Source organism: Collinsella sp. BIOML-A6, assembly GCF_009875845.1.
In the GTDB taxonomy this organism is placed as follows: domain Bacteria; phylum Actinomycetota; class Coriobacteriia; order Coriobacteriales; family Coriobacteriaceae; genus Collinsella; species Collinsella aerofaciens_H.
Genome location: NZ_WWSL01000002.1, coordinates 69023 through 94917, shown reverse-complemented (window position 1 = coordinate 94917; position 25895 = coordinate 69023). Strand labels below are relative to the sequence as shown.

General features: G+C 60.9%; 27 protein-coding genes. 3 read left to right on the top strand and 24 right to left on the bottom strand.

From position 1 onward, the window contains the following. Positions 1–84 precede the first annotated feature (84 nt). From GT495_RS01160 to GT495_RS01145, 4 genes are all read right to left on the bottom strand, one after another. On the bottom strand, positions 85–960 hold the full coding sequence (locus GT495_RS01160) for a spermidine synthase (protein WP_161161849.1): 876 nt from the start codon (positions 958–960) through the stop codon (positions 85–87). Then, positions 961–2865, bottom strand: a complete 1905-nt coding sequence (locus GT495_RS01155) for an elongator complex protein 3 (RefSeq protein ID WP_161161850.1) — start codon at positions 2863–2865, stop codon at positions 961–963. A 103-nt stretch (positions 2866–2968) separates the two neighbouring features. Next, a complete protein-coding gene (locus GT495_RS01150) occupies positions 2969–3865 on the bottom strand; it encodes a DUF4097 family beta strand repeat-containing protein (RefSeq protein WP_161161851.1) in 897 nt (298 codons plus the stop codon). Then, on the bottom strand, positions 3865–4587 hold the full coding sequence (locus GT495_RS01145) for a helix-turn-helix domain-containing protein (RefSeq protein WP_161161852.1): 723 nt from the start codon (positions 4585–4587) through the stop codon (positions 3865–3867). The genes GT495_RS01150 and GT495_RS01145 overlap by 1 nt, the downstream gene beginning before the upstream one ends. A gap of 267 nt (positions 4588–4854) precedes the next feature. Here GT495_RS01145 and GT495_RS01140 point away from each other — a divergent pair, with 267 nt between their 5' ends. The 3 genes from GT495_RS01140 (at position 4855) to GT495_RS01130 (ending at position 9677) form a co-directional block, all read left to right on the top strand. Continuing rightward, entirely contained in the window at positions 4855–5727 is an 873-nt protein-coding gene (locus GT495_RS01140) for a bifunctional 2-polyprenyl-6-hydroxyphenol methylase/3-demethylubiquinol 3-O-methyltransferase UbiG (protein WP_161161853.1), read from the top strand. 118 nt (positions 5728–5845) lie between these two features. Next, positions 5846–6685, top strand: coding sequence for a tRNA (guanosine(46)-N(7))-methyltransferase TrmB (locus GT495_RS01135; protein ID WP_156598402.1), 840 nt, complete (start codon positions 5846–5848; stop codon positions 6683–6685). A gap of 310 nt (positions 6686–6995) precedes the next feature. Further along, positions 6996–9677, top strand: a complete 2682-nt coding sequence (locus GT495_RS01130) for an RNA helicase (RefSeq protein WP_161161854.1) — start codon at positions 6996–6998, stop codon at positions 9675–9677. 111 nt (positions 9678–9788) lie between these two features. On the opposite strand, the gene GT495_RS01125 is transcribed toward GT495_RS01130, so the two are convergent. The 20 genes from GT495_RS01125 to GT495_RS01030 form a co-directional block, all read right to left on the bottom strand. Continuing rightward, a complete protein-coding gene (locus GT495_RS01125; RefSeq protein WP_161161855.1) occupies positions 9789–10886 on the bottom strand; it encodes a 1-propanol dehydrogenase PduQ in 1098 nt (365 codons plus the stop codon). Positions 10887–10926: 40 nt separating this feature from the next. Beyond that, complete coding sequence (locus GT495_RS01120) at positions 10927–11787, bottom strand: MerR family transcriptional regulator (RefSeq protein WP_161161856.1); 861 nt, start codon at positions 11785–11787, stop codon at positions 10927–10929. Between the two features lie 2 nt (positions 11788–11789). Then, entirely contained in the window at positions 11790–12431 is a 642-nt protein-coding gene (locus GT495_RS01115; RefSeq protein WP_161161857.1) for a DUF4125 family protein, read from the bottom strand. 52 nt (positions 12432–12483) lie between these two features. Further along, positions 12484–13416, bottom strand: coding sequence for a DUF4037 domain-containing protein (locus tag GT495_RS01110; protein ID WP_161161858.1), 933 nt, complete (start codon positions 13414–13416; stop codon positions 12484–12486). Positions 13417–13455: 39 nt separating this feature from the next. Further along, complete coding sequence (locus GT495_RS01105; RefSeq protein WP_161161859.1) at positions 13456–15093, bottom strand: acetaldehyde dehydrogenase (acetylating); 1638 nt, start codon at positions 15091–15093, stop codon at positions 13456–13458. A gap of 49 nt (positions 15094–15142) precedes the next feature. Beyond that, positions 15143–15430 (bottom strand): BMC domain-containing protein, encoded by a 288-nt coding sequence (locus tag GT495_RS01100; protein ID WP_075844702.1) that lies wholly within the window; start codon positions 15428–15430, stop codon positions 15143–15145. A gap of 418 nt (positions 15431–15848) precedes the next feature. Beyond that, entirely contained in the window at positions 15849–16136 is a 288-nt protein-coding gene (locus GT495_RS01095; RefSeq protein ID WP_075844449.1) for a BMC domain-containing protein, read from the bottom strand. Positions 16137–16163: 27 nt separating this feature from the next. Next, on the bottom strand, positions 16164–17072 hold the full coding sequence (pduL, locus tag GT495_RS01090; RefSeq protein WP_240128048.1) for a phosphate propanoyltransferase: 909 nt from the start codon (positions 17070–17072) through the stop codon (positions 16164–16166). Between the two features lie 14 nt (positions 17073–17086). Beyond that, positions 17087–17356, bottom strand: coding sequence for a EutN/CcmL family microcompartment protein (locus GT495_RS01085; protein WP_040221112.1), 270 nt, complete (start codon positions 17354–17356; stop codon positions 17087–17089). Next, positions 17343–17648, bottom strand: a complete 306-nt coding sequence (locus GT495_RS01080; protein WP_075844452.1) for a BMC domain-containing protein — start codon at positions 17646–17648, stop codon at positions 17343–17345. Before GT495_RS01080 ends, GT495_RS01085 begins: the two co-directional genes overlap by 14 nt. Continuing rightward, positions 17641–18489: an ethanolamine utilization protein EutJ gene (gene eutJ, locus GT495_RS01075; protein WP_156598385.1), complete on the bottom strand. Its 849-nt coding sequence runs from the start codon at positions 18487–18489 to the stop codon at positions 17641–17643. Before eutJ ends, GT495_RS01080 begins: the two co-directional genes overlap by 8 nt. Continuing rightward, positions 18482–19108, bottom strand: coding sequence for a hypothetical protein (locus tag GT495_RS01070; protein WP_161161712.1), 627 nt, complete (start codon positions 19106–19108; stop codon positions 18482–18484). Before GT495_RS01070 ends, eutJ begins: the two co-directional genes overlap by 8 nt. Positions 19109–19135: 27 nt before the next feature. Further along, complete coding sequence (locus GT495_RS01065; protein WP_192924088.1) at positions 19136–19585, bottom strand: EutP/PduV family microcompartment system protein; 450 nt, start codon at positions 19583–19585, stop codon at positions 19136–19138. Beyond that, the gene (locus GT495_RS01060; RefSeq protein WP_022387084.1) at positions 19585–19923 is read right to left on the bottom strand and encodes a BMC domain-containing protein; all 339 of its coding nucleotides are present in this window, start codon (positions 19921–19923) and stop codon (positions 19585–19587) included. The genes GT495_RS01065 and GT495_RS01060 overlap by 1 nt, the downstream gene beginning before the upstream one ends. Positions 19924–19932: 9 nt before the next feature. Further along, positions 19933–20880 (bottom strand): choline TMA-lyase-activating enzyme, encoded by a 948-nt coding sequence (gene cutD, locus GT495_RS01055; RefSeq protein WP_161161714.1) that lies wholly within the window; start codon positions 20878–20880, stop codon positions 19933–19935. A gap of 55 nt (positions 20881–20935) precedes the next feature. After that, the gene (cutC, locus tag GT495_RS01050; protein ID WP_161161715.1) at positions 20936–23470 is read right to left on the bottom strand and encodes a choline trimethylamine-lyase; all 2535 of its coding nucleotides are present in this window, start codon (positions 23468–23470) and stop codon (positions 20936–20938) included. Between the two features lie 16 nt (positions 23471–23486). Further along, positions 23487–24986, bottom strand: coding sequence for an aldehyde dehydrogenase (locus GT495_RS01045; RefSeq protein WP_161161716.1), 1500 nt, complete (start codon positions 24984–24986; stop codon positions 23487–23489). Between the two features lie 11 nt (positions 24987–24997). After that, on the bottom strand, positions 24998–25309 hold the full coding sequence (locus GT495_RS01040) for a BMC domain-containing protein (protein WP_022387080.1): 312 nt from the start codon (positions 25307–25309) through the stop codon (positions 24998–25000). Between the two features lie 9 nt (positions 25310–25318). Further along, on the bottom strand, positions 25319–25615 hold the full coding sequence (locus tag GT495_RS01035; protein WP_022387079.1) for a BMC domain-containing protein: 297 nt from the start codon (positions 25613–25615) through the stop codon (positions 25319–25321). Positions 25616–25630: 15 nt separating this feature from the next. Continuing rightward, on the bottom strand, positions 25631–25894 hold the full coding sequence (locus GT495_RS01030) for a hypothetical protein (RefSeq protein ID WP_161161717.1): 264 nt from the start codon (positions 25892–25894) through the stop codon (positions 25631–25633). Between the last annotated feature and the right edge of the window lies 1 nt (position 25895).

Sequence of the window (25895 nt, the reverse complement as noted above, 5' to 3'; positions counted from 1 at the left end):
CCTGCCGCCAATCGGCCAACCCGTTCGCGCTACCTGCTTGGGTAGCTAAAATAGCCCCGTCCCAAATTGACTACTCCCAATAGGCTAGTCGTGAAGGACGATGCCAAGGAAGTCGGTGTCGAAGGGCACGGCTTCGGCAAAAGCGTAGTCGCCGTCGCTGGCGATGAGCAGGTAGTTCTCCTCGCCGCCGAACTCCGTATCGCCACATGGGACCACCCAGGCGTGGGCGAATACCTCGAGTGCCGTGGCGGCGCAATCGCGCAGGAACGTCACGTCGCTCCCCCTGTTCGCACTCACGATATTGGCAACATAGATGCCCCCGGGGTTCAGGCCGCCTTGCACCAAACGCAATGCCTCAACCGTCGCCGGCTCGCGCACGGGCTCGGCACCGCCAAAGCAATCGCTCACGACCACGTCGTAGCGACGATGGCCCACGCTCGTCACACCCAAATACGAGCGAGCCTCAGCGGTTATTACCCGCAGGCGATCGCCCGCCGCGCGCTCCAGCTCGTCTAGGTAGAACCAGCGGCGCGCCAGGCGCGTAATCTCGGCATCGTACTCAATGACGTCCATGCGCAAGCTCTCGTGCGACATCAACGCGAACTTGGGATAGGCAAACCCACCGCCGCCCAGCATGAGCATACGGTCGATACCATGCCCGTAAGCATCACGCATTGCGTCCTCGGCCTCAAACACATTGTCAAATGCACGATAGTACTCAAAGACGGGCTCCGCCCAACGATCGCCAACATAGCTCGCGCTTTGGTAGACGCCGCCCTGCACGAGCACACGGACCTCGTCACCGCCCTCATCGTGCACGCGTTTCACACGCGCCAACCCATTGCGGGTTCGCGCAACCTGCAGACAGGCAGCACGAACAGCGACGGCGGCCGCACCAAGCGCCGCGGCTCCCAGAGCAACACCGGCAACGACGCCAGCAGAAACACTCGGCCTGTTCATCTAGAGCTCCTTTTGCAGATAGAGTCCGTGGTCATAAAAACCCAAATGGCGATAGTACTCGCGCGTACCGATCGCGCTTATCACGTTGATGTGCGTATAGCCCGCGTCCCGAGCAATATGGCACGCACGCTCCACCAACGACCGACCCAGTCCATGGTGCTGGGCCGCCTGGCCTTGGTCGCCCACGCGTGCCGCCATGCCATACACGTGCACCTCGCGAATCATCGCCTCGTTCGGCATCGTCGGCAGCTCGTCCGCATGTGCGGCAACAAAAGCGCGAACGGGCAGAGACAGGCGCAAAAAGCCCGCGATCTTGCCCTCGGGTGTCACCCACTGCAAAAAGTACTCGCGCGTCACCGGCGTCTCGTAAGCGACCTCATCAAGTGACAGTTCATCCAGGTCGGCACCCGCCGTGCTGATCTCGCGATAGCGAATCTCGCGCACCGTCGCACCATTCCCCCGAGCAGCCAGGCGGTTCTCAACGAGCTGACGCAGGTTGGGTTTCTTGTTGCCCACCATGATGTCGTCGGAGCTAAAGTCGCGGATCATGCGGCTGATGCGGCAGAACGCCGGCGTCACCACGATATCGTCGGCCAGCACATCGAGCAGCTCTTCCTCGGTATAGGGACGCCACTCGCCGCGCTCATAGCGGCCCACCAGACGCGAACCCTCAATGAGCGCACACGGGTAGACCTTGACCTCGTCGGGCATAAAGGCCCCCTCGGTCATAAAGCGCTCGTAGTCGCGCTTGTCCCCCTCGGGTGTGGCGCCCAGTAAGTTGAGCATAAAATGCGCATGGATCTTAAAGCCAAACAGGCGCGCAAGCGAAAACGCCTGCTCGATCTGAGCCACCGAAATGCGGCGCTCGTTGATATCGAGCAGGTGCTGGTCGAGGCTCTGGATGCCCATCTGAATCTTGGTGCAACCCAGGCGGCGGATGAGCTTGAGGGCCTGCGGCGTTACAGCATCGGGGCGCGTCTCGATAACGAGCCCCACCACGCGATGCTTCGCCGTCTCGTTGACGCGCTGCTGACGCTCAAGCTCATCCATCGTGGCGGTCTGCCACTCGGCAACCTCGCCCCACGGCGTACCGGGTCCGTACAGACGACGCACCGCGCGGTTATAGCCACCCACGGCAGCATCCACACGCCCCTGCTCGTCGGTAACACCGCTCGCAAGCTCGGCCTCGTCGGTCGCAATACCGACGGCCCGATAGCGTTCGCGACGCTCCGCCACCACCGGCGGCAGGGCATCGGCGGGAGCGTCATCGAGCAGGCGCCCTGCCTCGGCACGGCTGATGCCCGGACGCGCCAACATGGGGTTGGCCGCCACGCCGGCCACGGCATCGTCATTGAGCGCGCGGAAGAGCTCCGACATAAACCACATCTGATACCCTTGCGGATAGTCGCTCCAGGTACCGCCAAGCACAATGAGCTCGATCTTATCGGTCGCATGACCCATCTGCGAAAGCGCGGTCAAACGGGCGCTCACCTGCAGATATGGATCGAAGCAGTTTTGCTCTGCACGGGCACACGCCGGCTCGGCATGTAAATAGCTTTTGGGCATGCGCAGGTCGTTGGGGCAAAACAGGCAATCGCCCGAGCACGGCCACGGCTTGGTGATGACGGTAATGGTTGCCACGCCCGAAGCCGTGCGACGAGGCTTCATACGCAGCACCTGCAGCAGTTGACGTTCCAGCTCGGCATCGACATTCCACCCAGCCCAACGAGCCGGCTCCTCACGTTTTACCCGCTGGTAGAACGGCAGCAGACGGCGCTTGGCCAGATCGCGCTTGTCGGCACCCTCGCGGTGCGCCTCGGCATGTATCAGTTTGACGAGCGCCTTGTCGTCCACGGTCTCGCCGCGACGCAGGGCATCGAGTATGTTCAAAATAATCTGTTCCATGACCCCATTGTAAAGGCAAAGGCGCCGGAGCCCGTCACGGCTCCGGCGCCTACATCAAACAGCGCGTATAAGCATCTATGTTTGCGGACTTAGCCCGCCGTCGTCATTCCGGATTGAACGACACGTCGCCCGAACCAACCTCAAAACGATACGTGGCGGACTTATCGCCATTATCGAATTCAAGATTCAAAATGGTCTCGCCGTCGTAGCCAAGCGGAAGGAAATCGCTCTCGAAGTCGCCACTGCCCAAGGTGAGGCTCGCCTTAAAGCCCGTAGAGTTCGGAACCGTCATCTCCACATCGCCCGAGTCCACGCTTACGTTCATCGACTTCGCGGGGGCCTGGTAGAGCTCGAACGTCACATCGCCCGAACCGACCTCAGCACTGAGCGCATCAGTCACGCTGCCCGTAAACTCTACATCTCCCGCACCCAGGAAAAGGTCGAAACCATCACAGGTGACACCGGCAATCTGCAGATCACCCGAGCCCACGTGCGCGTTGACTCCCTTCAGATGTTCGGCAACACGGCGCGGCAGCTCGACCGTAACTGTGCGATCGATTGCCTTACCGTCATCACTTCCAAACTGAGAAACCTTGAGCGTCGAGTCCTCGACGGATGCGATGTTTTGCGTCGCGGCCTTGGAGGCATCCATACCCTTGGCAACACGCCCCCGCTCGATAACGCGAGCCTTGTTGCCATCAACAACCTTGACGTCCACCGAAGCCGCATTGATATCGAAATCGAGGTAACGGAACTTATCGGCATCAAAGGTCGCACTCGAAAGCTGCTGAGGCTGAGCGGAATAGTTACCGTCATCCAAAAGATCGTCATCGTCAACCACATCGTCCATACCGGACAAGCCGGATGCAATAGTGCCGAGGCCCCACGGACCATCAAAATGAATCAATGTCCGCGAAATGCCAAAGACAAGCCCAACAATGAGCACAAACGCTCCGATGCCAACACCCAGGCGTACCTTGGATTCATGCGAAAGCTTCATCATTCGTCACCCTCTTTGGAAATCGGCTCAGCGGTGGCCGTGGTAGCCACGTCAGTATCAGGTTCCGCAGAAGTATCCTTCCCCTGGGCCTTGATCGCCACCGGCGCCGGACCAACCTGGATATCCCCGCGCGCCCAATCGCCATCGAGCGCACGCGCCACCCAGTGATAGATGGGAATCGTAAAGAAGATCAGTGCGGGAAAGGGGCTGCCACCAACCAGGAACATCAGCAAAAAGAACAGCAGCCAGCACACGGCCCAATACGGGAACGACTGGAAGGGGCCCTTCACCGGAGTCGAGCCAACTGCGTCGCCACTCGTCGCCTGCGCCGTAGCAGCATTGGCGGCTTGCGCACTCCAGCTTGCCGCTTGCGCCGCCTTGGCCGCAGCATCACTCGCCTGTGTTGCCGCTTCGGTGGCGCGTGCCGCCGCCTCATGGGTGCGGGCGCGCTCTGCCGCCTCGGCCTCGCGCTGGCTGGCGCGGTCCTCGTTCTCAAACTTGATATCGTCCTCGATCTCATCGCTCGGATTGAGCAGCTCGTCCAGACTCACGCCATAGAGCTTGGCGAGCGAGATCAGGTTCTCGGTATCGGGCGAGCTCTCCGCGCGCTCCCATTTACTGACCGCCTGGCGCGACAGCCCCAGCTTTCGCGCCAGCCCTTCTTGGCTAAAGCCCTTGCTGCGGCGAAGGTCGGCGAGCCGCTGCGCAGTTTCTACATTCATGGTTCCTCCTATGCTTTTGCCAGCCGTGCCGCCGGACCGTTTGTTTCTTAAGGCGCCTTGCACAGTTAAAAATCTATCCGCCACCGCCATAATCATGCCACCTATTTTAGTGAGATTTTTGACAACCGGCGGTTGCGGGCACATATGAGCTGCGGAAATGTGTCCAAACAAAGCATTGATCCGCAGCTCGGTTGTCCCCGTTGTGGCGTTAACGGTAGTATGGTCGTATTGTTTATTCCACACCGCCAACGGAGGGAGTTCCGCGCCGTGAACCGCGATTTCGCCTCATCGCTCATCCAGCTCAACAATACGTTTTATCGCGAACACTCCGCCTCCTTTTCCGATACGCGCCAGGCCCCGTGGCCCGGCTGGGTGCGCACCATGGATATCGCGCTCGAGCAGCTCGACGTCGCCACCATCGAGCATCCCGTCCGCATCTTCGATCTTGCCTGCGGCAATATGCGATTCGAGAACTTTGCCGCCGGTGGCACGCTGGCTGCCAAGGGCGTCGACGGCGCGAGCCCCTCGGCGGATGCCAGCTGCCCGTTTGAATTCTACGGCGTCGACTCGTGTCAGGATTTGGCCATCGATGCGCGCGGCCACGCCCTGCGCATTCCCAACCTGCACTTCCAGGAACTCGACGTGCTCGACGCCCTCATGAAGCTCAACCCCGCCGAGACACCCGACGTGCTTTTCGACGCGCCACTCGCCGATATCTCGGTGTGCTTTGGCTTTATGCACCACGTGCCGTCATGCGAGTACCGCGTACGCGTGCTCGACGCCCTGGTGCGCCAGACGCGCCCGGGCGGCATCATCGTCATCAGCTTTTGGGAGTTTATGAATGACGAGCGCATGGCGCGCAAGGCCGTTCGTGCCGAAGCCCGCGCCGAGCTCACCCCGCCGTTTGAGGGCTACGATTCCGCGCAGTTTGAAGCCGGAGACCACCTCATCGGCTGGCAAAACGACCGCCATGCCTACCGCTATTGCCACCACTTTGACGATCAGCAGATCACCGACTTGGTGCGCGGCGTCCGTACGTTCTACAAGAGCGGCGAGGTCCCCGTACGCGAGCTTGAGCGCTTCCATGCCGACGGTCGCAGCGGCGATCTCAACCGCTATGTGATTCTCAAGCGTCTGTAGGCACCGACAACTTACCGCCGAGCCGTATCGCAATTATCGGACAAACTATGCCCACCCTTTTTCAACCCATTGACAGAGCGCACGGCAATGCGTTCCACACTTATGACCAAGGAGCCTCATGGGAGCCGTCCACGTTCGCACGCCTAAGAACTTTGTGCTCGAGGAGCGCCTGGAACGCTACGCCGATGCAATCGAGACGAACCCCGAGGCCTATGCCGGAGATTGGCGCAAGGCCTGTGCGCCCGCAGGCGGCAAGCCCTTCGAGCAACTTTACCTGGATCTGGGCTGTGGCAAAGGAACCTATCTGATCGAGCGCGCCCACCGCGAGCCCGACACGCTCTTTATCGGCATGGACCAGGAGCCCATCTGCATTGCCTATGCCGCGCAGAAAATCTGCGAGCAGGAGCTATCCAACGCACTCGTCCTGCCCCGAGGCGCTGCATCGCTTCCACAGTTGTTTGCCGCAGGCGAGCTCGATGCCATCACCATCAACTTTCCCACGCCGCAGCCCAAGGCCAAGTACGCCAAAAAACGACTCGTCCATGTCGACCACCTAATGCTCTATCGCCCGCTCTTTTCAGCCGGCGCTACCGTCACGCTGCGCACCGACAGCAAGCCACTGCGCGACTACGCCCTGGGGCAGTTTGCCGCGGCAGGCTACGACACACTTTGGGTAAGTGACGACGTTCGCCACGACCATCCCGAGCATCCCGAGACCGAATACGAGCGCCGCACGCGCGAGATGGGTGCCGCCGTCTATGGCATTTGCGCCACACCCGGCGCGAAGCCCAGCGACGATGCGCTCGCGGCGGGCCGTATGCAGGAGCAAAGTCTTGCGTGCTACCTGCCCGATAACCTCGATGGGCTCACCTATGTACCTCTGGGCATGGAAGAGGCCGTCGAGAACTTTAGAAACCGCGCCCGGAAAGGCAAGAAGCGCTTGCCGCAGGAGTCCTAGGGGCTTTTGGCAGTCGCGGCATCGGCAACCAAGCGGCAAATAGGCGCCGACGGACGGTCCTCAAATCTAAGTGAGTAGACTTTTTGGCAATAGCCGAGCACAGTCTGCATGGCGAAAACTAAAACCGCAGGTAGAACCCTTGCGCAAAAGCCATGTGCTCGCGATATCGCAAAAAGTCTACTCACTTAGCTGACAGCTGCACTAAACGGCCGGGCGGAACGCCCATTTCCTGCATTTTCTCGCGCGCTGGCGCCCCGCGCCGCCGCTACGCCATAATGGATGGCGGACAATCGCGAGAGAAAGCAACCATATGGTACAGACCACGACAGATACCGCTGCCAACACCGTTTCCGGCGCCGGCGCTGCCAGTTCATTCTCGGGCGGCACGGGAACCGAGGCAGAGTTCGGTTCGCTCGGCGCGCTCTCCCCCACCTGGTGGGAGCCCGAGGACGGCAGCGAGCCCGAACCGTGGCTCACGCCCGATCAGGCCTTCGAGCGCTTCTTTGAGTGGACGAGCGATCGCGGTATTGAGCTGTGGGATCACCAAGAAGAGGCCCTCATGGACCTGGCTGCCGGCGATCACGTCATTCTGGGCACGCCGACCGGATCGGGCAAGTCGCTTGTCGCGCTGGGCATGCTCTTTATGGGCATGGCGCAGGGCAAGCGCTGCTACTACACGGCTCCTATCAAGGCTCTGGTCAGCGAGAAGTTCTTCGACCTTGTGCAGGTGCTCGGCCGCGATAACGTCGGTATGATCACCGGCGACACGCATATCAATACCAAGGCGCCCGTCATCTGCTGCACGGCCGAAATCCTTGCCAACGATGCACTCCGCGAGGGCGAGGGCGCCGACGTAGGCTGCGTGGCCATGGACGAGTTCCACTACTTTGCCGACCCCGACCGCGGCTGGGCATGGCAGGTGCCGCTGCTCACCCTGCCCCACACGCAGTTTATGCTCATGAGCGCCACGCTCGGCGATGTCACCGCGATCGCCGCCTCGCTCGAGGAACACACCGGCGCTGCTTGCGACTTGGTTGTCGACGCCCCGCGTCCTGTTCCGCTGAACTACGACTATGTGACGACCTCCCTCGAGGGCACCGTCGAGCTCGCCATGCGCCGCGGCGAGGCCCCGCTCTATATCGTGCACTTTAGCCAGGATGCCGCCCTTGCGACGGCACAGTCGCTCGCCAATTTTGGCATCGCCAGCAAGGAGCAGCGCGAGGCCATCAAAGAAGCAGCAAAGGGAACGAGCTTCTCGACGGCCTTTGGTAAGATTCTCAAACGCCTGCTTGGATGCGGCGTCGGCGTGCACCATGCTGGCATGTTGCCGCGCTATCGCCTGCTGGTCGAGCGCTTGGCGCAGCAGGGCCTGCTGCCCGTCATCTGCGGTACCGATACGCTCGGCGTCGGCATTAACGTACCCATCCACACCGTGGTGCTCACCGCGCTCACCAAGTTCGACGGCTACAAGATGCGTCGCCTGCGCGCCCGTGAGTTCCACCAGATCGCCGGTCGCGCCGGTCGCTCGGGCTTTGACACCGAGGGCATGGTCATCGCCGAGGCACCCGAGCACGAGATCGAGAATGCCAAGCTTATGGCCAAGGCGGGCGACGACCCCAAGAAACTCCGTAAGATCAAAAAGAAAAAGGCCCCCGAGGGCTTTGTCACCTGGAACAAGCAGACCTTTGAGCGCCTGATCGAGACGCAGCCCGAGACGCTCAAGCCGCGCCTTCGCATCACACACTCCATGGTGATTAGCGTGGTCGAGCAGGGCGGCGATGCCCGAGCCCGCGTACACGACCTCATCGAGACAAGCCTGCAAACGCCCGAGGAAAAGGCAAAGCTCGAGGTTCGCGCCGACGAAATCTTCGCCACGCTCATCGATTCCGGCGTCGTCGTGCGCACCGAGGTGCCGCCCGCACCCGACGCCCCGGCTGACGCCGCGCCAGACATCGACTATGCGCTGACGGTCGATCTGCCCGAGGACTTTGCGCTCGATCAGCCGCTCTCGCCGTTCTTGCTTGCCGCGTTGGAGCTGCTCGACCCCGAGAGCGAGACCTATACCATGGACCTCATCTCGATGGTCGAGGCTACGCTCGAGGATCCCAAGCAGGTATTGCGTGCACAGGAGCGCGCCGCGCGCGACCGCGCGATGGCCGAAATGAAGGCTGACGGCGTCGAATATGAGGAACGCCTGGAGCGCATCCAGGATGTCACCTACGAAAAGCCGCTCGAGGATTTGCTCGACGCCGCCTTTGACAAGTACTGCCAGGAAGTGCCCTGGGCAAACGATTACCAGCTCTCCCCCAAGAGTGTCCTGCGCGATATGCTGGAAAGCGCGAGCGATTTTAAGGGCTACATTCAAAAGCTTGGCATCGCCCGCTCCGAAGGCATTTTACTGCGCTACCTGGCAGAGGCCTACCGTTCTCTCGACCGCACCGTACCTATCGAGAAGCGCGACGAGCGCCTGTGCGACATTATCTCGTGGCTGGGCTTTGTGGTGCGCTCGGTGGACTCGAGCCTGGTGGACGAATGGGAGAACGCCGGCAACCCGGCAGCCCTCGACGCCGCGCCGCCGCAGGGAATCGACGAGGTCGTGGCGGACCGCCGCGGCTGCACGCTGTTGGTGCGCAACGCGCTCTTCCGCCGCGTGACCCTTGCTGCCCGCGGGCACGTTCGCGATCTGGGCGAGCTCGACGACGACTGGGGCATGAGCGAAATCCGTTGGCAAAAAGCACTCGACGCTTACCACGAGCAACACGAGGAAATTCTCACCAACGGTGACGCCCGCAGCGCCGCGATGTTTACCATCGACGAGAGCGACGAGAAGACCGATCACGTGTGGCACGTGCACCAGATTTTTGCCGACGAGGATGGCGACCACGACTTTGGCATCATGGGCGATGTCGACCTGGACGCCACGCAAGACGGTGGCGAGGTCATCTTCAAAAACTACCGCGTCGGCTTTATCGAAGACCTGCTCGAGGACTAGTCCCCATGCAAAGCGCAGCGACCGGCTCGTCTACACACGAAAACAGCTAGCGCCGGGGGCATCAAGGTGCCCCCGGCGCTAAACATGACATAATAAACTTGTGGACTTTTATCACATGCGGCCGCAGTAGGCATCGCGGGCGATGTTGACCAAGTCCTGCTTGGATACGGCACGTGGGTTGGACGGCGTACAGCGGTCGTGCTGGGCTGCCTCGGCGATGCCGGAGAGCTCGGTCTCGAACGCCGCCGACTCAAACTGCGGAAGGTCGGACAGGGTATTCTCGACACCCAGGCACTCGCGTAGCTCAAGCACGCGGGCAAGAAGCTCGTCGGCATCGGCCATACCCAAATCGTGAGCTAGGCGGTCATACGGCTCGCGATATTTGGGCTCGCTCATATGGAACCGCATCACATAGGGCAGCAAGATGGCGTTCAAGCGGCCGTGGGCCACATGGAAGCGTCCGCCCAGAGCATGTGCCAGCGAATGGTTAATGCCCAGGCCGGCGTTGGTGAAGGCGATACCTGCCGAGCAAGAGGCCTCGATCATGCGCGTACGGCTGCGCATGGCAAGACCGTCGCGATAGACCACCGGCAGGTCCTCAAACACAGTGGAGGCAGCCTTTACGGCGAGTGCATCGGTAAACGGCGTGGCGGCGTTAGAGACATAGGCCTCGATGGCGTGTGTCAGTACGTCAAGACCGGTATCGGCCGTGATCTTTGCCGGCACGGTCTTGGTGAAATCGGCCTCGAGCAGGGCGCCGTCGGGGGCCAGGAAATCGTCGATCAGCACAACCTTGTTCTCGCCACGCGTGATGACGGCAAAGTTGGTAACTTCCGAACCCGTACCTGCCGTGGTAGGAATGGCCAGGAAATACGGCTTGTCCAGTCCATGCTCGTGGGCGAAGTACAAAATAGCCTTCGTGGCATCGATGCACGAACCGCCGCCAAAGGCGATGACCATATCCGGCTGAACGCGCTCCACCACAGCGACGCCTGCGTCAACGAGCTCCTGGCTCGGATCGGGCTTGACGTCGGAATACGTCTGGTAGCGCGCGCCCGCGGGCAGGTGCTGAGCCATCTTGGCGACCATGCCCGAGGACTCCAAAAAGCCATCGGTGATAATCAGCACGTTGTGATAGGTCAGGCCCTCAAGATGATTGATGGCCTGCGACCCAAAAAACAATTCGGTCGTGAGCTTAAAGCCCTGCATGAGAGCCCCTTTCGATTTTTACATGGGAGTCGTCGCGTCGTTACCGCTCAACGGGCAAAAGAACCTCGGCGACAAAAAGATCTTGATTGTAAGTGGTCCAGTAGTCGGTCACAAAGCGCTCGAACACGCCATCGGCCGGCTTAAAACCGTTTGCGAGCGCATAATCGCGCACGCGTCGATGGGCCTCGCCGATATTCTCGAACGGACCCGTATGATACGTGGAGAGATACATGCCGCTTTTCACCGTCATGCGATTCTCCTCGGCAATGGGACGCAGCGCATGCTGCACGACCGTGACCTCAGAATGCTTCTGGGCGTGGTCGGGTTCGCAGCACGCATCGAAGCTGCTGTGATGCAAGATCACGGGGCCAGTGATCACGTTATCGTGCTCCTCGACAAACGAGGTGAAATCGAGGTTGATGATCGCATCGGCATGGTTGCCCCAGAAGTGATACGGCATGGCCAAAAACTCCTGGCCGGAGAAGTACTTGAGGCTGACGTCCTTTGGCTTGACCGAAAGGACAAAACTGGCCTCGTCGATAAGCCCCATCCAATCCCGAATGGTATGGCGGCACTCCTCAAGACGGGTCATCTCGCGCGTGCAGGCATCGGCATGAGCACCGAGCATTCCCTTGATCTTGTCAAAGCTCTGCGTCTCAAACAATTCGGAGACCTCGTCGAGCGAGAAACCCATCATCTTGAGATAGTTGATGATGGGAATGCGCAAAAGCGTCTCGAGCGAGTAATAGCGGTATTTATTATCCCCTATGCAATCGGGCTGGAGAAGATTGAGCTTGTCGTAATGGCGCAGCGTACGAGACGTGATACCGCACAGCTGGCTTGCCTCGCCAATACCCAAAAGCTGACCGTTGTGCAGCTCGTCATCGCTCACATGAGTCATCTTTACGCCTCCAGAACACGTTGAATGAGTACGGCATTCACATAGGTATCCAAAATAGGATTCACGTGGTCGCTCAGCTGGCGTTGCAACCCGTCACGCAAACACGTGAGTGTAGACAGCGAATAGCTTTGAATCTCACAGACATAATAACCAATCGAAGAGATGAGTTTTGGCTGCGTTATCGATCCCCTCACATGCTGCGCCGTCGCGGGAAGCTCGCACTGTGCGATATCGAGCATGCTTCGCAGCGTACCCTCTATCTCGTCGAGCACGCAGCACTTAACCGGCGAAGGAGCCTCCAGACGTCCCGACCAATCGCGCGCAAACGCCACAGGATCGGTCGCCTCCATCATGCGTGCGTACTTCTCGCGAATCACATTGCGGCCCGCCGCATCGGCAGCCACCACGTCATCGCGTACAGCCATGATGGACTCGCGAGGAAAACTCAGGTACTGGGCAACGCGATGGACAAAGAACCCCACCGCGTCGTCTTGGCAGGCGGCGCGTCCACTCATACCCTGAACGGTGTCGAAATGTACCCATTCAAGCTGCACGAGCTCCCGCAACGCAGAGATTTCCGCATGAGCAAGGCCCTTGTCTTCGAGCAACTTCTCGACCGCCGGCATATTGAAAAACGCCGACATGCCTTGTCGAAGTGCGGAGCATGACGTCCTGCAATCTCCCAATGCCAACCCCCTATCGGTATCCGCCTGCCGCAAGCGGACAGGCAGCAAGATACGGATCTCTCAACGAACCCTGAATGCCCAATGCAACATCGAGCAAAAAGTCACTGCCGCACGACGTCCAGCCAACCAAGCGAGCAGATGCACTAACCGTCTGGCAAAGCGCCTCGACATCATCTTGATTCACCTGCTCCACCGGCGCCGCGGCGATGGAGCGCACGGCATCGAGCACCGGCACAGGCGCGCACGCGCGCTCGGCAAGCGAGCGATACGCCCACTTGTAGTACGGCATGTACGTATGGGCGAGCAGATGAAACGCCGCCATGGCGCTTGTCAAAAACTCACTGCGCGCCGCCTGGGCAGCGACGGCATCTTTGCGCTTAAGGCAGCGCGGAAGGTTGTACTGACCCGCCTGCGCCATGGAGGCGCAGTGGGCAGCAAACTTCTTACGCATGACCTCGTCTGGATAAAATCCCTGGTACACCGCGCGCATGGCGGAGAACTCGCCACTCGGATCAGCAAAAACCTCGCCGGAGGTAACCTGAGCGAGAAGCTGCTCGGGAATGGCGAGCCACTCCTTTGCACACTGCGGTGCACGAGAAAGACCGGTGTAGAGACGATGGAACGCCTGCGTCTCAAAGACCCCCACGCGCTTGCCCGCCATCTGCGTCTGCTGGCGCGTAAAACCTTTAAAACTTACAGGCAAAAGGTCGTAGCGGCGCTGAAGCTCCGACCCCCACTCCTCATACACATCGGTAGAAAGCCACACGCAGAAGCCGGGACCAAAGTCGTGGTCGCGCGAAATCTCGTCGTCGAAGCCCAGGCATTCCGATCCCTCTCCAACGAGACCCAGCGCGGCGCGGTAACGAACGTCGCTCGGTAGCCCCTCGAATAGGGATGGCGCGTAGAGCTCGCAATACGAACGAGAAAGCTCAAGACCTGTCACAACTTCACCCCGCTTCCACGCGTTTGGCTACAAGAAAAACTAGATGCCCTTGAAGGCATTCGTGAGCTCGTGAATCATCTTCTGGAGCTCGTCGGCGTCGATGACGTCGTTGGGCTTGGCGCCTGCAAGAGCGTCGGGAGATACGTCGGTGCAGTTGCAACCCACCGAGTAGCTGATGCCCGAGACCGGATGGGGCTTCGAGTCGCAGCAGCCCGTGCCGGACGCGGCATCACAGCAACCGGCACTGGAAGCTGCAGCCTCGGTATGAAGCGCCGCCAGGTCGGGATGCCACTTGGCAAACAGCTCATCGTGAGCCACAACCTCGTCGGGCTCGATCAGGCCATTGACCACGCGCTTCACGTTGATGAGATGCTGCGGGCCCACGTTCTCGGAAACGGAGCTGCCGCCCCAGGTGCCGCAGCCCAGCGTGAGCGCGACGTCAAGACCGGTGATGACGCCCGTACCGCCCTGGGATCCGCCGGTGTTCACCAAGATGCGGGAAGCCGGCTTGACGGAGAACTTGCGCACCATGTCCTTATCGGTGGTGTGGATGCTCATGGTATGGCCGATGCCATTTTGCAGCAGCTCGATGGAGAGCTCGCAGGCCTCTTCCCAGTTGGAGACGGTATAGAAGCCCAAAACAGTGGTGAGCTTCTCGTAGGACAGCGGCCAGGCATCGCCCACGCCGTGCTGCTCGCCAATAAGCACACGAGTACCCTCGGGGATCGTGATACCAGCCGCCTGCGCAATCGACTGCGGGCTGTGGCCCACGAACTTGGGGCTCATGGAGTGACCGTTGCGGAAGAGCAGAGCGCAAACCTTCTTGCACTCCTCCTCGGTCATGAAGTAACCGCCCTGAGCGCGGAACTCAGCCATCACGGCATCGCGATTGCAGGTCTCGCAGATGATACTCTGCTCGGAAGCGCAGATCGTGCCGTAGTCAAACGTCTTGGAGGCAAGGATGCGACGGACGGCATCGTGCACGTTGGCGGTGCGCTCGATATAGGCAGGCGAGTTGCCAGCACCCACGCCCAGTGCGGGCTTGCCGGAGCTGTAGGCAGCCTTGACCATGCCGGGGCCGCCGGTAGCGATAATCATGGCAACCTCGGGAGCATGCATGAGCTCGTTGGTGGCAGCCATGGAGGAAAGCGTGATGCCCTGAATCACGTTCTCGGGGGCACCCGCCTCGACAGCTGCCTGGTTCATGAGCTGGATGGCCATGCCCGTGCACTTGGCGGCAGCGGGATGCGGCGAAAAGACGATAGCGTTACGCGCCTTGAGGGCGATCATCGCCTTGTAGATGACCGTAGAGGTGGGGTTGGTGGAGGGAACGATGCCCATCAGCAGACCAACCGGCTCGGCGATGGAGATGACCTGGTTCTTCTCGTCGGCGTCGATAACGCCGATGGTCTTCTTGTCGCGGATCTCCTCATAGAGCAAGGCGCTGGCGATATGGTTCTTGTACACCTTGTCGCAAACCTTGCCAAAGCCCGTCTCCTCGACAGCCATGCTGGCGAGCACCTGGGCGTTTTCCTCGGCAACCTTCACCATGTTACGGAGGATGCGGTCGATCTGTTCCTCGTCGTAATGAGCAAGCTGGTTCGCAGCGATCTTACCCTTGCGGGCGAGGTCGCGAACCGCCTGGATACTCTGAAGGTCGAAATCGTAGTCCTGCATGAGACTCCTTTCGAATCAATCGGATAAAACAGCTCGTGCGGACGCGCGATTATGCGGCGCCGCCGGGCAGGATGGACTCGACGGAGCCGTCGGGGCGCGGGATGACGTGCACGGAGATGAGCTCGCCCACGCGCTGGGCGGCGGCTGCGCCCGCGTCGGTTGCCGCCTTGACGGCGCCCACGTCGCCGCGGACGAAGACGGTCACGAGGCCGCCGCCGACGCGCTCCTTGCCGACGAGGGTGACGTTTGCGGCCTTGACCATGGCGTCGGCGGCCTCGACGGAGCCGATCAGTCCACGGGTCTCGATCATGCCGAGGGCCTGGGTAGCGTTAGACATTCTTGTTACCTCCTGAGTAATTTCCTTGGGTGCAGGCGCGCCTGCAGGTTTGGTAGCGGGTGCTTCCTTTGCGGAAAGCTCGACCTTGAGCGGCGCGGGATGCTCTTCGACCTCGCGCTGCGCCTTGGTCTCGTTCTCGTTGAGTGCAGGTGCCGCAGATTCCAATTTGGGCTTTGCAGCAGACGTCTTTGCAGCAGACGTCTTTGCCGCCGCGGGCTTTGCCACGGTCTCCTTTTTGGAAGCCGCCGCAGGCTTTGCGGAGGCCTCCTTCTGAGCAGCCGCCGGCGCAGATGTGGGCTCCTTCTTTGCGGCGGGAGCCTTTGCGGGAGCTTCGGTCACCTCAGGAGCTGCCTTCTTGGCGTTCTCCTGAAGCTTCTTGCTCCCGCCGGTACCGGATCCACGCGTTGCCATGGCTTACTTAGGCCTTGGCACCGGGCAGGATGGACTCGACGGAGCCGTCGGGGCGCGGGATGACGTGCACGGAGATGAGCTCGCCCACGCGCTGGGCGGCTGCCGCGCCCGCGTCGGTTGCCGCCTTGACGGCGCCCACGTCGCCGCGGACGAAGACGGTCACGAGGCCGCCGCCGATTTCCTCTTTACCCACGAGGGTGACGTTTGCGGCCTTGACCATGGCGTCGGCGGCCTCGACGGAGCCGATCAGTCCACGGGTCTCGATCATGCCGAGGGCCTGGGTAGTGTTTGCCATTTTTGTTACCTCCTATTTCGCAGAGATCTACTTGATGATCTCTACAACAGAACCGTTTTTAATACCGAAGGCATTTGCCTCTTCGGTGTCGATATGACAATCGAGGGCGCTCGTGTTGTTGGCACGCACGACCACGTTGTCAAGACGTCCGCCGCGCTCGCCGCCAAAAGCAATCGACACGATCTGGCCGTCATGAAGCCCGCGCTTGGCGGCCTCATCGCACGTCATATGAATATGACGCGCAGCAACGATGACGCCTTGGGACAGGGCAACGGTGCCATGGGGGCCAGCGAGCGTGATGCCCGGCGTGCCCTCAAGCTTGCCGCTCATGCGCACGCAAGCAGGAACGCCCAGCTTGAACGTATCGCCGCGCAGCACCTCAACCTGAGTGGACGGGCGCACGGGACCAAGCACGCGCACGCGCTCGATAACACCCTTGGGGCCCACGAGCGTCACTGTCTCTTTGGCGGCAAATTGTCCGGGCTGGGAGAGCTCTTTGATGGGAGTGAGCTCGTAGCCGGCTCCAAACAGAGCCTCAAGGTCCTCCTGGGACAGATGGACATGACGACCGGACACGCCAACACTCACCGTCAACGGGGCGGCATGCCCAAGAAGATCCTCAACCTGCTGCTCGCTCCAAATGCCGGTGTCCAGAGCGCCGCGAATAAGACGCTCGATCTCCTCGGCACTCATAGCGGCCTCGTGCCCCTCGTGATGCTCGGGCTTGCGGGCAACAGGTGCCTCGTGATGCTCGGGTGCAGGCTCAGCCGTCTTGTGCTGCGTCGCTGCGGGCGCGGCACCAAAGACCAGCTCGACGCCCAACTCAGCAGCTTCGTCTTTGGCCTGCGGGGTCACGATGGTGTTGTCATCAATCGCCAGCACGCCACCATGCTCAGCCGCCGCCTTCACGTCGGCCGCACTGATCAGTCGTTTCATCTCTTCCTCCTTTCCTACAGACTCACGTCTTCGTCGATAATTCCTACAATGGCCGCATCCACGGGTGCGTTCTTACCAAAGGTCTCGCGCATGAAGTGGTAGGCAGCCGAACCCGTAGCCACAAGCACACGGTCTCCGGTGCCCGCGCTGATGGTGTCGACGCACACCAGGCGACGTCCGGATTCCGGGCCGTCGATGACCTCGACGCGCATCAACTTCATGCCGTCGAGCTCCTCGTACTTACGGGTCGCCCAAATGGAATCGATGAGCTTACAGATGAGCATTGGCGCCGTCCCCTCCTTCCTTGATGCGTTCCAAGCACTCCATGACCTCCGCCGTGTCTCCGGCGATGGCCAGAAGAATCATGTTTTGCGGGCAGCTCCCGCGAATATCCGTGACCTCGACGCCCGCCGTCTTCTCGGCGATGTCGCTCGCAACAACCATGTCGATGAGCTTTCCCTGCACAAGGCCCACGGCCGCCGGCAGGAACTCCTCGTTCCAACGATTGCCCGAACGCTGGCGCAAGATCGCCATCGTGCCGGGAGCAGGCGCCTTGATGACCTTGATATCAAGCATCGAGGTCACCTGCGGCAGCAGCCTGGCATCCCAAGGCAATGCCCAGCGGCGTCACGAACATGGGGTGGTTGGGCTTGTGCACCGGGATACCCAGCGCCATCTCAACCGGAGCCTCGATGCCCGTGAGCTCGGCCGTACCGCCCACCAGAACAATCTCCGGTACGTCATAGCCATCGATGGCACGGGCGATAATGCTTGCCACCTTGTCGATCGTGGGCTTGACGACGGGGAAAATCTCACGGTGATGAGCAGGGTCGCGTTTGTAGAGCTCGGCTTCGTCAAAGCTCATGCCGCGAGCACCGGCCAGCACAAGGGAGAAATGCGTTCCGCCCGTAGACTCGTCGATGCACTCCACCACGCGGCCGTTCTGAATGACGGAGATGCCGGTGGTGCCACCGCCGATATCCACCACGGCGCCATCGCGCGCACCGATGAGCAGATTTGCGGCCGTGGGCTCGTCAAAGACGGCAACCACGTCGAGCCCCGCTCCCTCGGCGACGTTTTTGACAACGCCGCCGTCGAGACCCTCGGTTCCCGGAGGAAGGGCCACGGCACAGGGCTCAAGCTCGCGCCCAAGCTGTTGCTCGAGCTCTTCCTTGAGCTCGCGCGCGATATCGACCGCGCCCATGTAGTCGACGACCATGCCGTCCTTGACCACACTGGCAAAGCGATACGCGCAGGCCACAGGCTCACCCGCGGCGTCAACCACAGCGAGCACGATAAATGCGGTGCCCACGTCGAGGCCGCAGTACAAGGGCTCGTCGGCGCTTACCGGGCGCGGGCTACCCACACGATCGAGCAAATCTTGAAGGCGAGCGTTGGCAGCCTCGAAATCAACCATGGCGCGCCTCCCCTGCGACCTTTTCCAAACACGTAGCCAGGCATGCACGGCAGCGAGTCACGCTTTGCGCCCACGCGTCTACGCTGGCATGGCCCTCGGCCGTCATCTCGCCCGCAGCCTGCGCCCAAAAGCGCTGCGTGCGAGCAAGCTCGGCATCGAGCAGCGCCATCTCGTAGTAGAGCGGGTGCACTGCCGCGGAAAGCGGCGGGAGCACGGGTGCCGACGGCACCTCGCCTGCGGTCTCGCATTCGGAAAGGAGACCGCCCAGGTCAGTGTGGTTTTGCCACAGGGTTCCCAGCGCGTCGCACACGTGGGCGATATCGTTTTCGATTCCCAGGGCGTTGCGGCCCAGCATGCGCAGGCGAGCGCCCAGGACGACGATGTCGTCATAAAACGAAGCCAAGGCGTTCTCGGCACGCGCCGCCGCAAGAGCCGGGTCGGTCACAGCGGTGCCCGCAGTGCCGGAAGCAGCTCCGTAGCCCTCATTGAAATCGATATGGAAGTCGATGAGGAACTGACGGGCGCTCGGGGTGAGCTTGGCATCCTCGGGCAGCGTATAGCTGGAAAAGTGTTCCCGGTTGTACGCGCCGCGCAGCTCGTTTTCGGTTACATAGAACATAGGTGTCTCCTCCTTTCTGGTTATCGGTCACTCGTTGGGTGCGAGGTTTCGCACCCAGTCCAATAATTCGTTCACGCCCTCGCCGGTTGTTGTCGAAAGGCACAGGGCCATATCGACGCCAGCATCCACGAGCCTGGCCAACCCTTGCTCGCGTTCCTCTTCGCTCAGCAGGTCGCACTTGGTAAGCACGCCCAAGCAGGGCTCGTTGAACGCACGGGCAAAACCGCTCGAGTAGAGCGTCTCGCCGCTCGCCCCGTCGATCAAAAGGAGCACCCCGGAAGCCTGGTTTTGCGACAACATGATCACGATGCTGTGCATCCAGTGGTTCTCGATATAGCTCCCCGGAACCTCGAAGCTGCGCGAACGATACAAGCAATCTTCCCGATGCTGGTGGTCGGAGGGCTCCCCCTCCACCAGATCGGAGATCGTCGACTTACCCGATCCGGGCAAGCCGATGATCATAAGGCGATCTCCCATCACGACCTCGTGACCTCATGGGCACGAAATCCCAGGCCGTCATGAAGAACGCGAACGACCTCCTGCATCGACGTCTCGACGCTTTGCACGTCGCCCAAGACCACCACAGCACCGGTAAAGCGATCGAGAAACCCGATGCTCACCGGAGCCGCCTTCGCGGCGATATCGGCCGCGATAATGGAGGTCTCCTCCGGCGACAGCGTGAGGATGCCGATGGATTGGCCATGCGGCACGCCGATGCGGTCGTAGATATCCGGCGCGGGAGACGCGATGACGTGCGCCAACACGACTTCCTTACCGTCGACCGACTCTTGGATGATGCGCTGAAGATGTTCCATGCCCCACCCCTAGTGCCGAACGAGGCTGACCTTGAAGTCCGCCTCGGAGACCCAGCCCTCGATGCGGTTGAGGTCGTCCTCGGAAAGCGACGGGTCGCCTTCGATCTCGTAGTCGCGACCAAGCTGCGCGTACTTGCCCACGCCCAGCTTGTGGTACGGGAGCAGGTCCACGCCGTCGAGGTTCTTCTGGTAGCGATACGGAGTGAAGAACTCGATCATGGCGTCTATCTCGGCCTTGTCGTCGTTCACCCCGTGAAGCAGCGGCATGCGCACGCGCACGTTAAAGCCGTTTTCCAGCAGGGCGCGGATGTTGGCGAGAATCTGCTCGTTGTTCACGCCGGTCCACTGCTTGTGCTTGACCGGGTCCATCTGTTTGATGTCGAACAAGAACAAGTCAACGTAGCGCGCGATATCAAGAATCGTCTCGGTCTTGGTGTAGCCGCATGTCTCGATCGCCGTGTGGTAGCCGCGGTCCTTGCAGGCCGCAAGCAGGGCGCGGGCGGCCTCGGGCTGTGCCAAGACCTCACCGCCGCCCAGGGTCACGCCGCCGCCGGACATACGGTAGAAGTCCGCATCCTGGTCCATGAACGAAACTAGGTCGCAGATCTTGCGGTCCTCGCCCATGATGGAAAGCGCCTTTTGCAGGCAGGCCTTCTCGCAGGCGCCGCAGCCCAGGCACTGCTTGGTGCGGTCCACCACATGCTCGCCATTGACGAGCCGGTGAACCCCTGCGGGGCACGCCTCGACGCACGCCCCGCAGTTCACGCAAGCAGTCTGCTTGAACATGACCTCAAAACCACGATGCTGACTCTCGGGATTGGAGCACCACTTGCAGCGCAGAGGGCATCCCTTGAAGAACGCGATGGAGCGAATGCCCGGGCCGTCGTACATGTTGTACTTCTGCGTATTGAAGATGCGCGCGCGGCGCTCGAGGCTCTCTTCCAGCTGCTCGCTCATGTGCGTCCTCCTTTCCGTTGGGGTTGCGCCCATTTGGGCTTGAGTGGTTACGTGCTTAGAGCTTGGTCAGCATCGTGCGGCTGATGATCTCGTCCTGAACGTCCTTGCACAGCTCGACGAAGAACGCGCTGTAGCCGGCGACGCGAACCACAAGGTCGCGATGCTCCTCGGGGTGAGCCTGGGCGTCGAGCAGCGTCTGGTTATCCAGGTAGTTGAACTGCATCTCGCCGTTGCCATACATGCAGGCCGTGCGCAGAAGCGTGACCAGGCCGTTTTCTCCCTCGGGGGTATCCAGCAGGCCGGCCATGAGCTTGAAGTTGTGCACCATGCCGATGTTCATGCTGTCGTTGCTCATCTTGGAGACCGACTTGATGATGGCGGTAGGACCGTTGTGGTCGGCACCCTGGGTGGGGCTGATGCCATCGGACAGCGGCGTCCAAGCCTTACGGCCGTTGGCAGAAGCGCCGGTCATCTGGCCAAACGGGGTGTTGTTGGAGATGGACAGCGTGCCGTGGGACAGGCGCGAATACAGGGTCTTGAACTGGCTGTGAATGTGCTCGGTGAAGTAGACGATGTCTGCCACGAACTGATCGGCGTAGTCGTCGTCGTTACCGTACTTGGGAGCGTCCAGGCAGTCCTGGCGCATCCTCTCGTAGCCCACGAAATCGGCCTTGAGGCCCTCGTTGAGCTCGCACAGTGTGTACTTGTGGTCATCGAAGACGAGCTTCTTGATGGCAGCCATGGAGTCGGCGTAAGTGGCCAGACCGCTCCACACAACGCCCGGTCCGAAGTTGTACATAGCGCCACCGGCAGAGACATCCTTACCAGACTCCATGCAGCCCTCGAACATGATGGACATGAGGGGCTTGGGAGCCATGTCGCGGTGCACGCGCTGCGAAATCACCGTCATGACGCTCGTCCACTTGGTGATGTAGTAGATGGTGCTCTTGACCGCAGCCTCGAACTCCTCAAAGGTGTGGAACTGATCGAGGTCGCCCAGATCGGGGGTAACCTGCTTGCCATACCACAGGGGCACGCCATGGTTGAGTGTGAGTTCGATAGCGATCGGCCACTGGGTGTAGGAGGTGGAAGTCCACTGATACAGGCGGCCGGACTTCTGCGGCTCGACGCAGCCCATCATGCAGTAGTCGCGCGCATCCTCGACGGAGACGCCCTTGGCGAGCATCATCTTGATGTGTGTGTCGTCAAAGTGGCAGGCGGGGAAGCCCATGCCGGAGCGAACGACGTCCACGATCTTACGCAGGTACTTCTCGGGGCTCTTGTTGTGAATACGGCAAGCCAGGGAAGGCTGGTAGATCTTGACGTGACGTACGGCGTCCATCAGCAGGTAGGTAAGGTCGTTGGTGGCATCGGCACCGGAGCGGGTCACGCCGCCGAGCGTCATGTTGACGAACGGCTGGTATCCAGCGAAGAACTTAGAAGCGTCCTCGGAGGTAGCCCACATCATCTCGCTCATCTTGATGAGCATGCAGCCGGCGATATCGAAGGCCTGATAGTCGGTCAGGTGGCCAGCCTCTTTGTCGGCCTTGTAGAAGGGATACATATACTGGTCGACGCGGCCGATGGACATACCGGTCTGGTTCTCCTCAACCGGCAGCAGGCTCTCGACAACCCATACGGACTGCACGGCCTCCCAGAAGGTGCGCGGCTTGTGAGCAGGCACGTTCTTAAGATTCTCGCAGATCTGCAGAAGCTCGGCGCGGCGCTTGGGATCGCTGCACTCCTGGGCCTTCTGGCAGGCGAAGTCGGACAGACGACGGGCGTAGATCATAACGCCCTCGGTGGTGTCGATAACGGACTTGTAGAAGTAAATCTTGTCCAAGTCCTCGGGGTTTGCGTAGTCGAGATGCTTGAGGTGCTCGCGAGCCTCGTCCTGGATGTCCTGCATGCCCTTCTTCATCAGGATGACGTCGTAGCCGGGGTTGGAGTCGCCGCCGCCGTTTACCTGGTGATAGGAGCAGTCGGAGACAAAGGACTCACCGGAGAGCTCCCAGCCGCCGCACTCGCGGTACTGATCCTCGCAGACCTCGTCGAGCGACTTGCCCTCCCAGAACGGGAAGAGCTCCTCGCGCATGTATTTCTTGTCCTCTTCGGAGATGTAGAAGGGGTCCTGAGCGCGCGTGCCGATGGTATCGAGCTCATCGCGCAGCCAACGCCAGGCGATATCGGGCGAGAAGGCGCCAGCGCGCGGAGCACCCGTGGGGTTACCGACGATAAGCTCGTCGTCCTGGATGATCAGCGGGGCGGTCTCGCAGCAATAGCGGAAGCACTTGGCGCGCAGCTCGATCTTGGGCATACCCGGGTTCTTGCGGGTGAACTCGGTGACGGCGCGGGCACGGAAGGTGGTGATGGAGGGCACCTGCTTGAGAAAGTTCTGCTTCAGGCGAACATGGCGCTCGGTGGGGCCGTTGGGCACCTCGGTGCACTCGGCGTGGACAGCAGCGCTTTCCAGCGGACGATCAAGCTGGTCGGCGACCTTGCTGAACATCGCGCGGACATTGGCGCGCTGCTCTTCGCTCATGTCCTTGGTGGCATCGGACAGTTGCTTGGCAAACTCTTGAATATCCATCGGTACTCCTTTTCTTCTAATCGATCATGTTTTTAAGCAGGCTGGCAAACCATTCGTTGTCCTGTGGGGCAACGTCGGCTGCCGGCTGCTGTTCAGTCTTATGTGCGGCGATCTTCCGATCCGGCACCCGATTGAGTCCGGCTTCCTCGAGAAGAGAGAGGTCAGAAGACTCGAGGCTGCACCCAACCTGGCGCCGGCGGATAAAGTCGCGATAGGTCACGCCCAGATTCGAGGTGGTCGCGCTTTCCCAGCCGGTAACAGTGAGGGTCTTGGGCAGCGTGGAGCGGCAGCCGGTGGCGCCCATGCCGGTACCCACATTCACGAGGATGCGTCCCACCGGCTTTTTGAGCACAAACTGGCGAACGACTTCGCCATCACGCGAGAAAATCGAAAGCGCGTTTCCTGAGCCGCTGTTCAAGATCAGCTCGATGCACTTCTCGCAGGCATCGCGCCAGTTCTCCTCCACGTAGTAGGACAACACGGGGCCGTACTTGGTACGCGAGAAGTAGCTGCGCTCGGAGACATAGGGCTTCTCCGCCACAAGCACGCGCGTGGAGGCGGGTACCGCGATATCGGCACGGCGGGCCAAATCGCACGCCGATTTGCCGATGAGCTCGCGGTAGGTGCGTCCGTCCTCGCGAAAGCACACGTGATAGAGACGCTGGCACTCCTCGTCGGAGAGGAAGTAGCAGCCACGGTGCTTGAGCTCGGTCTTAAAGGCTTCGTCCACGGCTTGCTCGACCACAACCGACTGTTCGGCGCCGGGTAGCATGCCATAGCAAAACGATTTGCCGTACACAACCTCCTCGGCGCACAGGGCCAGGTCTGCGGTTTGCTCCACAAAGACCGGGTTGTTGCCAATGGAAGCGCAGTACACATCCTTGCCCGTAGCATCGGTCACGTGGATATGCTCGCACTCGCGAGAGTCGATCAGCACGCGAACGGCCGGCTGCGCTGCCAGCCACTCCTCGCCCTCGGGGGCATAGAGCTCCAGATACGTGAGAGCGTCGAACGGATAGTGGCACTCGACGGCAATATTGCGCACGTCCTCGATCACGGCTTTGCAAGTGGCATGCGTGCGCTGACGAGCCGAGAAGATGATCGGACTCTTGGACGCAACGGCACACACGAGCTGCGAAAGCATCGTGGGGATGCACAGCCAGTCGGGCAGAAGCGAGACGACCGTACCCTTAGAGATGCCCACCTCGACGGAATGCGTGGTGCTGCGCGAGTAGAGCTCTTGCGTGGGCGCCTGGGCGTATACATCGTCCAGAAGCTCGGTGAGCACCCACTCGATAAGCGTCTGCTCGTCCTCAGCGTTGCCGTAATCGCTTTCGGCTACTGCCAGCTGGGCATACGAAGCGGCATTGGGCAGCAACTGCTCGCGCAGGGCCTGCAAAAAACCGTCAACAAGCGTGCCGGGCAAACCCTCGAGGACTTCCCTCGACTCCTCGGCGTGCTCCAGCAGGATGCGCGCCTCCTGAACGGAGCGAAGATCGGTGTCAACAAGGGACATGGCACACCTCCTTAGTAGGGAAGCAGGTTCTCGAGACGGTAGCGGTCGGTGATCTTCTTCAGGTCGGGGTGCGGGCGCGGGATGACAACCGAGCTGTAGACCTCGGCGCCCAGGGCCTCGACGGCCTCGACACCCGCATGGACAGCCGCCTCGACAGCCGAGACATCACCCTCGACGAGGATGGAAATATAACCGGATGCGGTGTTCTCGTAACCGATCAGGTTCACATCGCCGGCTTTGCACATGGCGTCGCCCGCCTCAAGAACCCACACGAGGCCGAAGGTCTCGATGGCACCGAATGCGTTGCCTTTGCTTTCAGACATCAGGACCTCCTAAAAATCTACGTCGTGGACGGAAACAACATCGCCAATAGGCGGAACGGGGCGCTTCATGACGTTTTGCGCCGTGACCTTGCCGATAGCCGATGCGGCCTCGACGCCTGCCTTGACAGCGGCCTCGCATGCAGCGACATCGCCCTTGACGATGACGGTGACGAGCGTGGAGCCAACGTTCTCGTAGCTCACGAGCTCGCAGTCGCCCGCCTTGAGCATCTTGTCGGCGGCTTCCAGAGCCGGAACCATGCCGAGGGTCTCAATGAGGCCGATAGCCTCTTCGCCGGTATAGCGCATGGGGTAGCTCCTTTCCTATTTGATGTAGGAATTGATGGTGCCGCGCTGCTCTTGGTCAGCGCTGTAGTAGACACGGACCTCACCCGCACCGTCCAGGTCAAAGCGGGACTCGCTGATCAGACCGTTCTTCTCGGCGGTCATCAGGGCCTCCTGCATCTTGGGCTTGGTGAAAGCGCTAAACGAGGAGTACTCACCCTTGAGGACCTCCATGACGTCGTCGGCGCAAGCCTCGTCATGACAGGTAAAGTACTTGAGCATGGCGTAGTTCAAAGGCAGCACG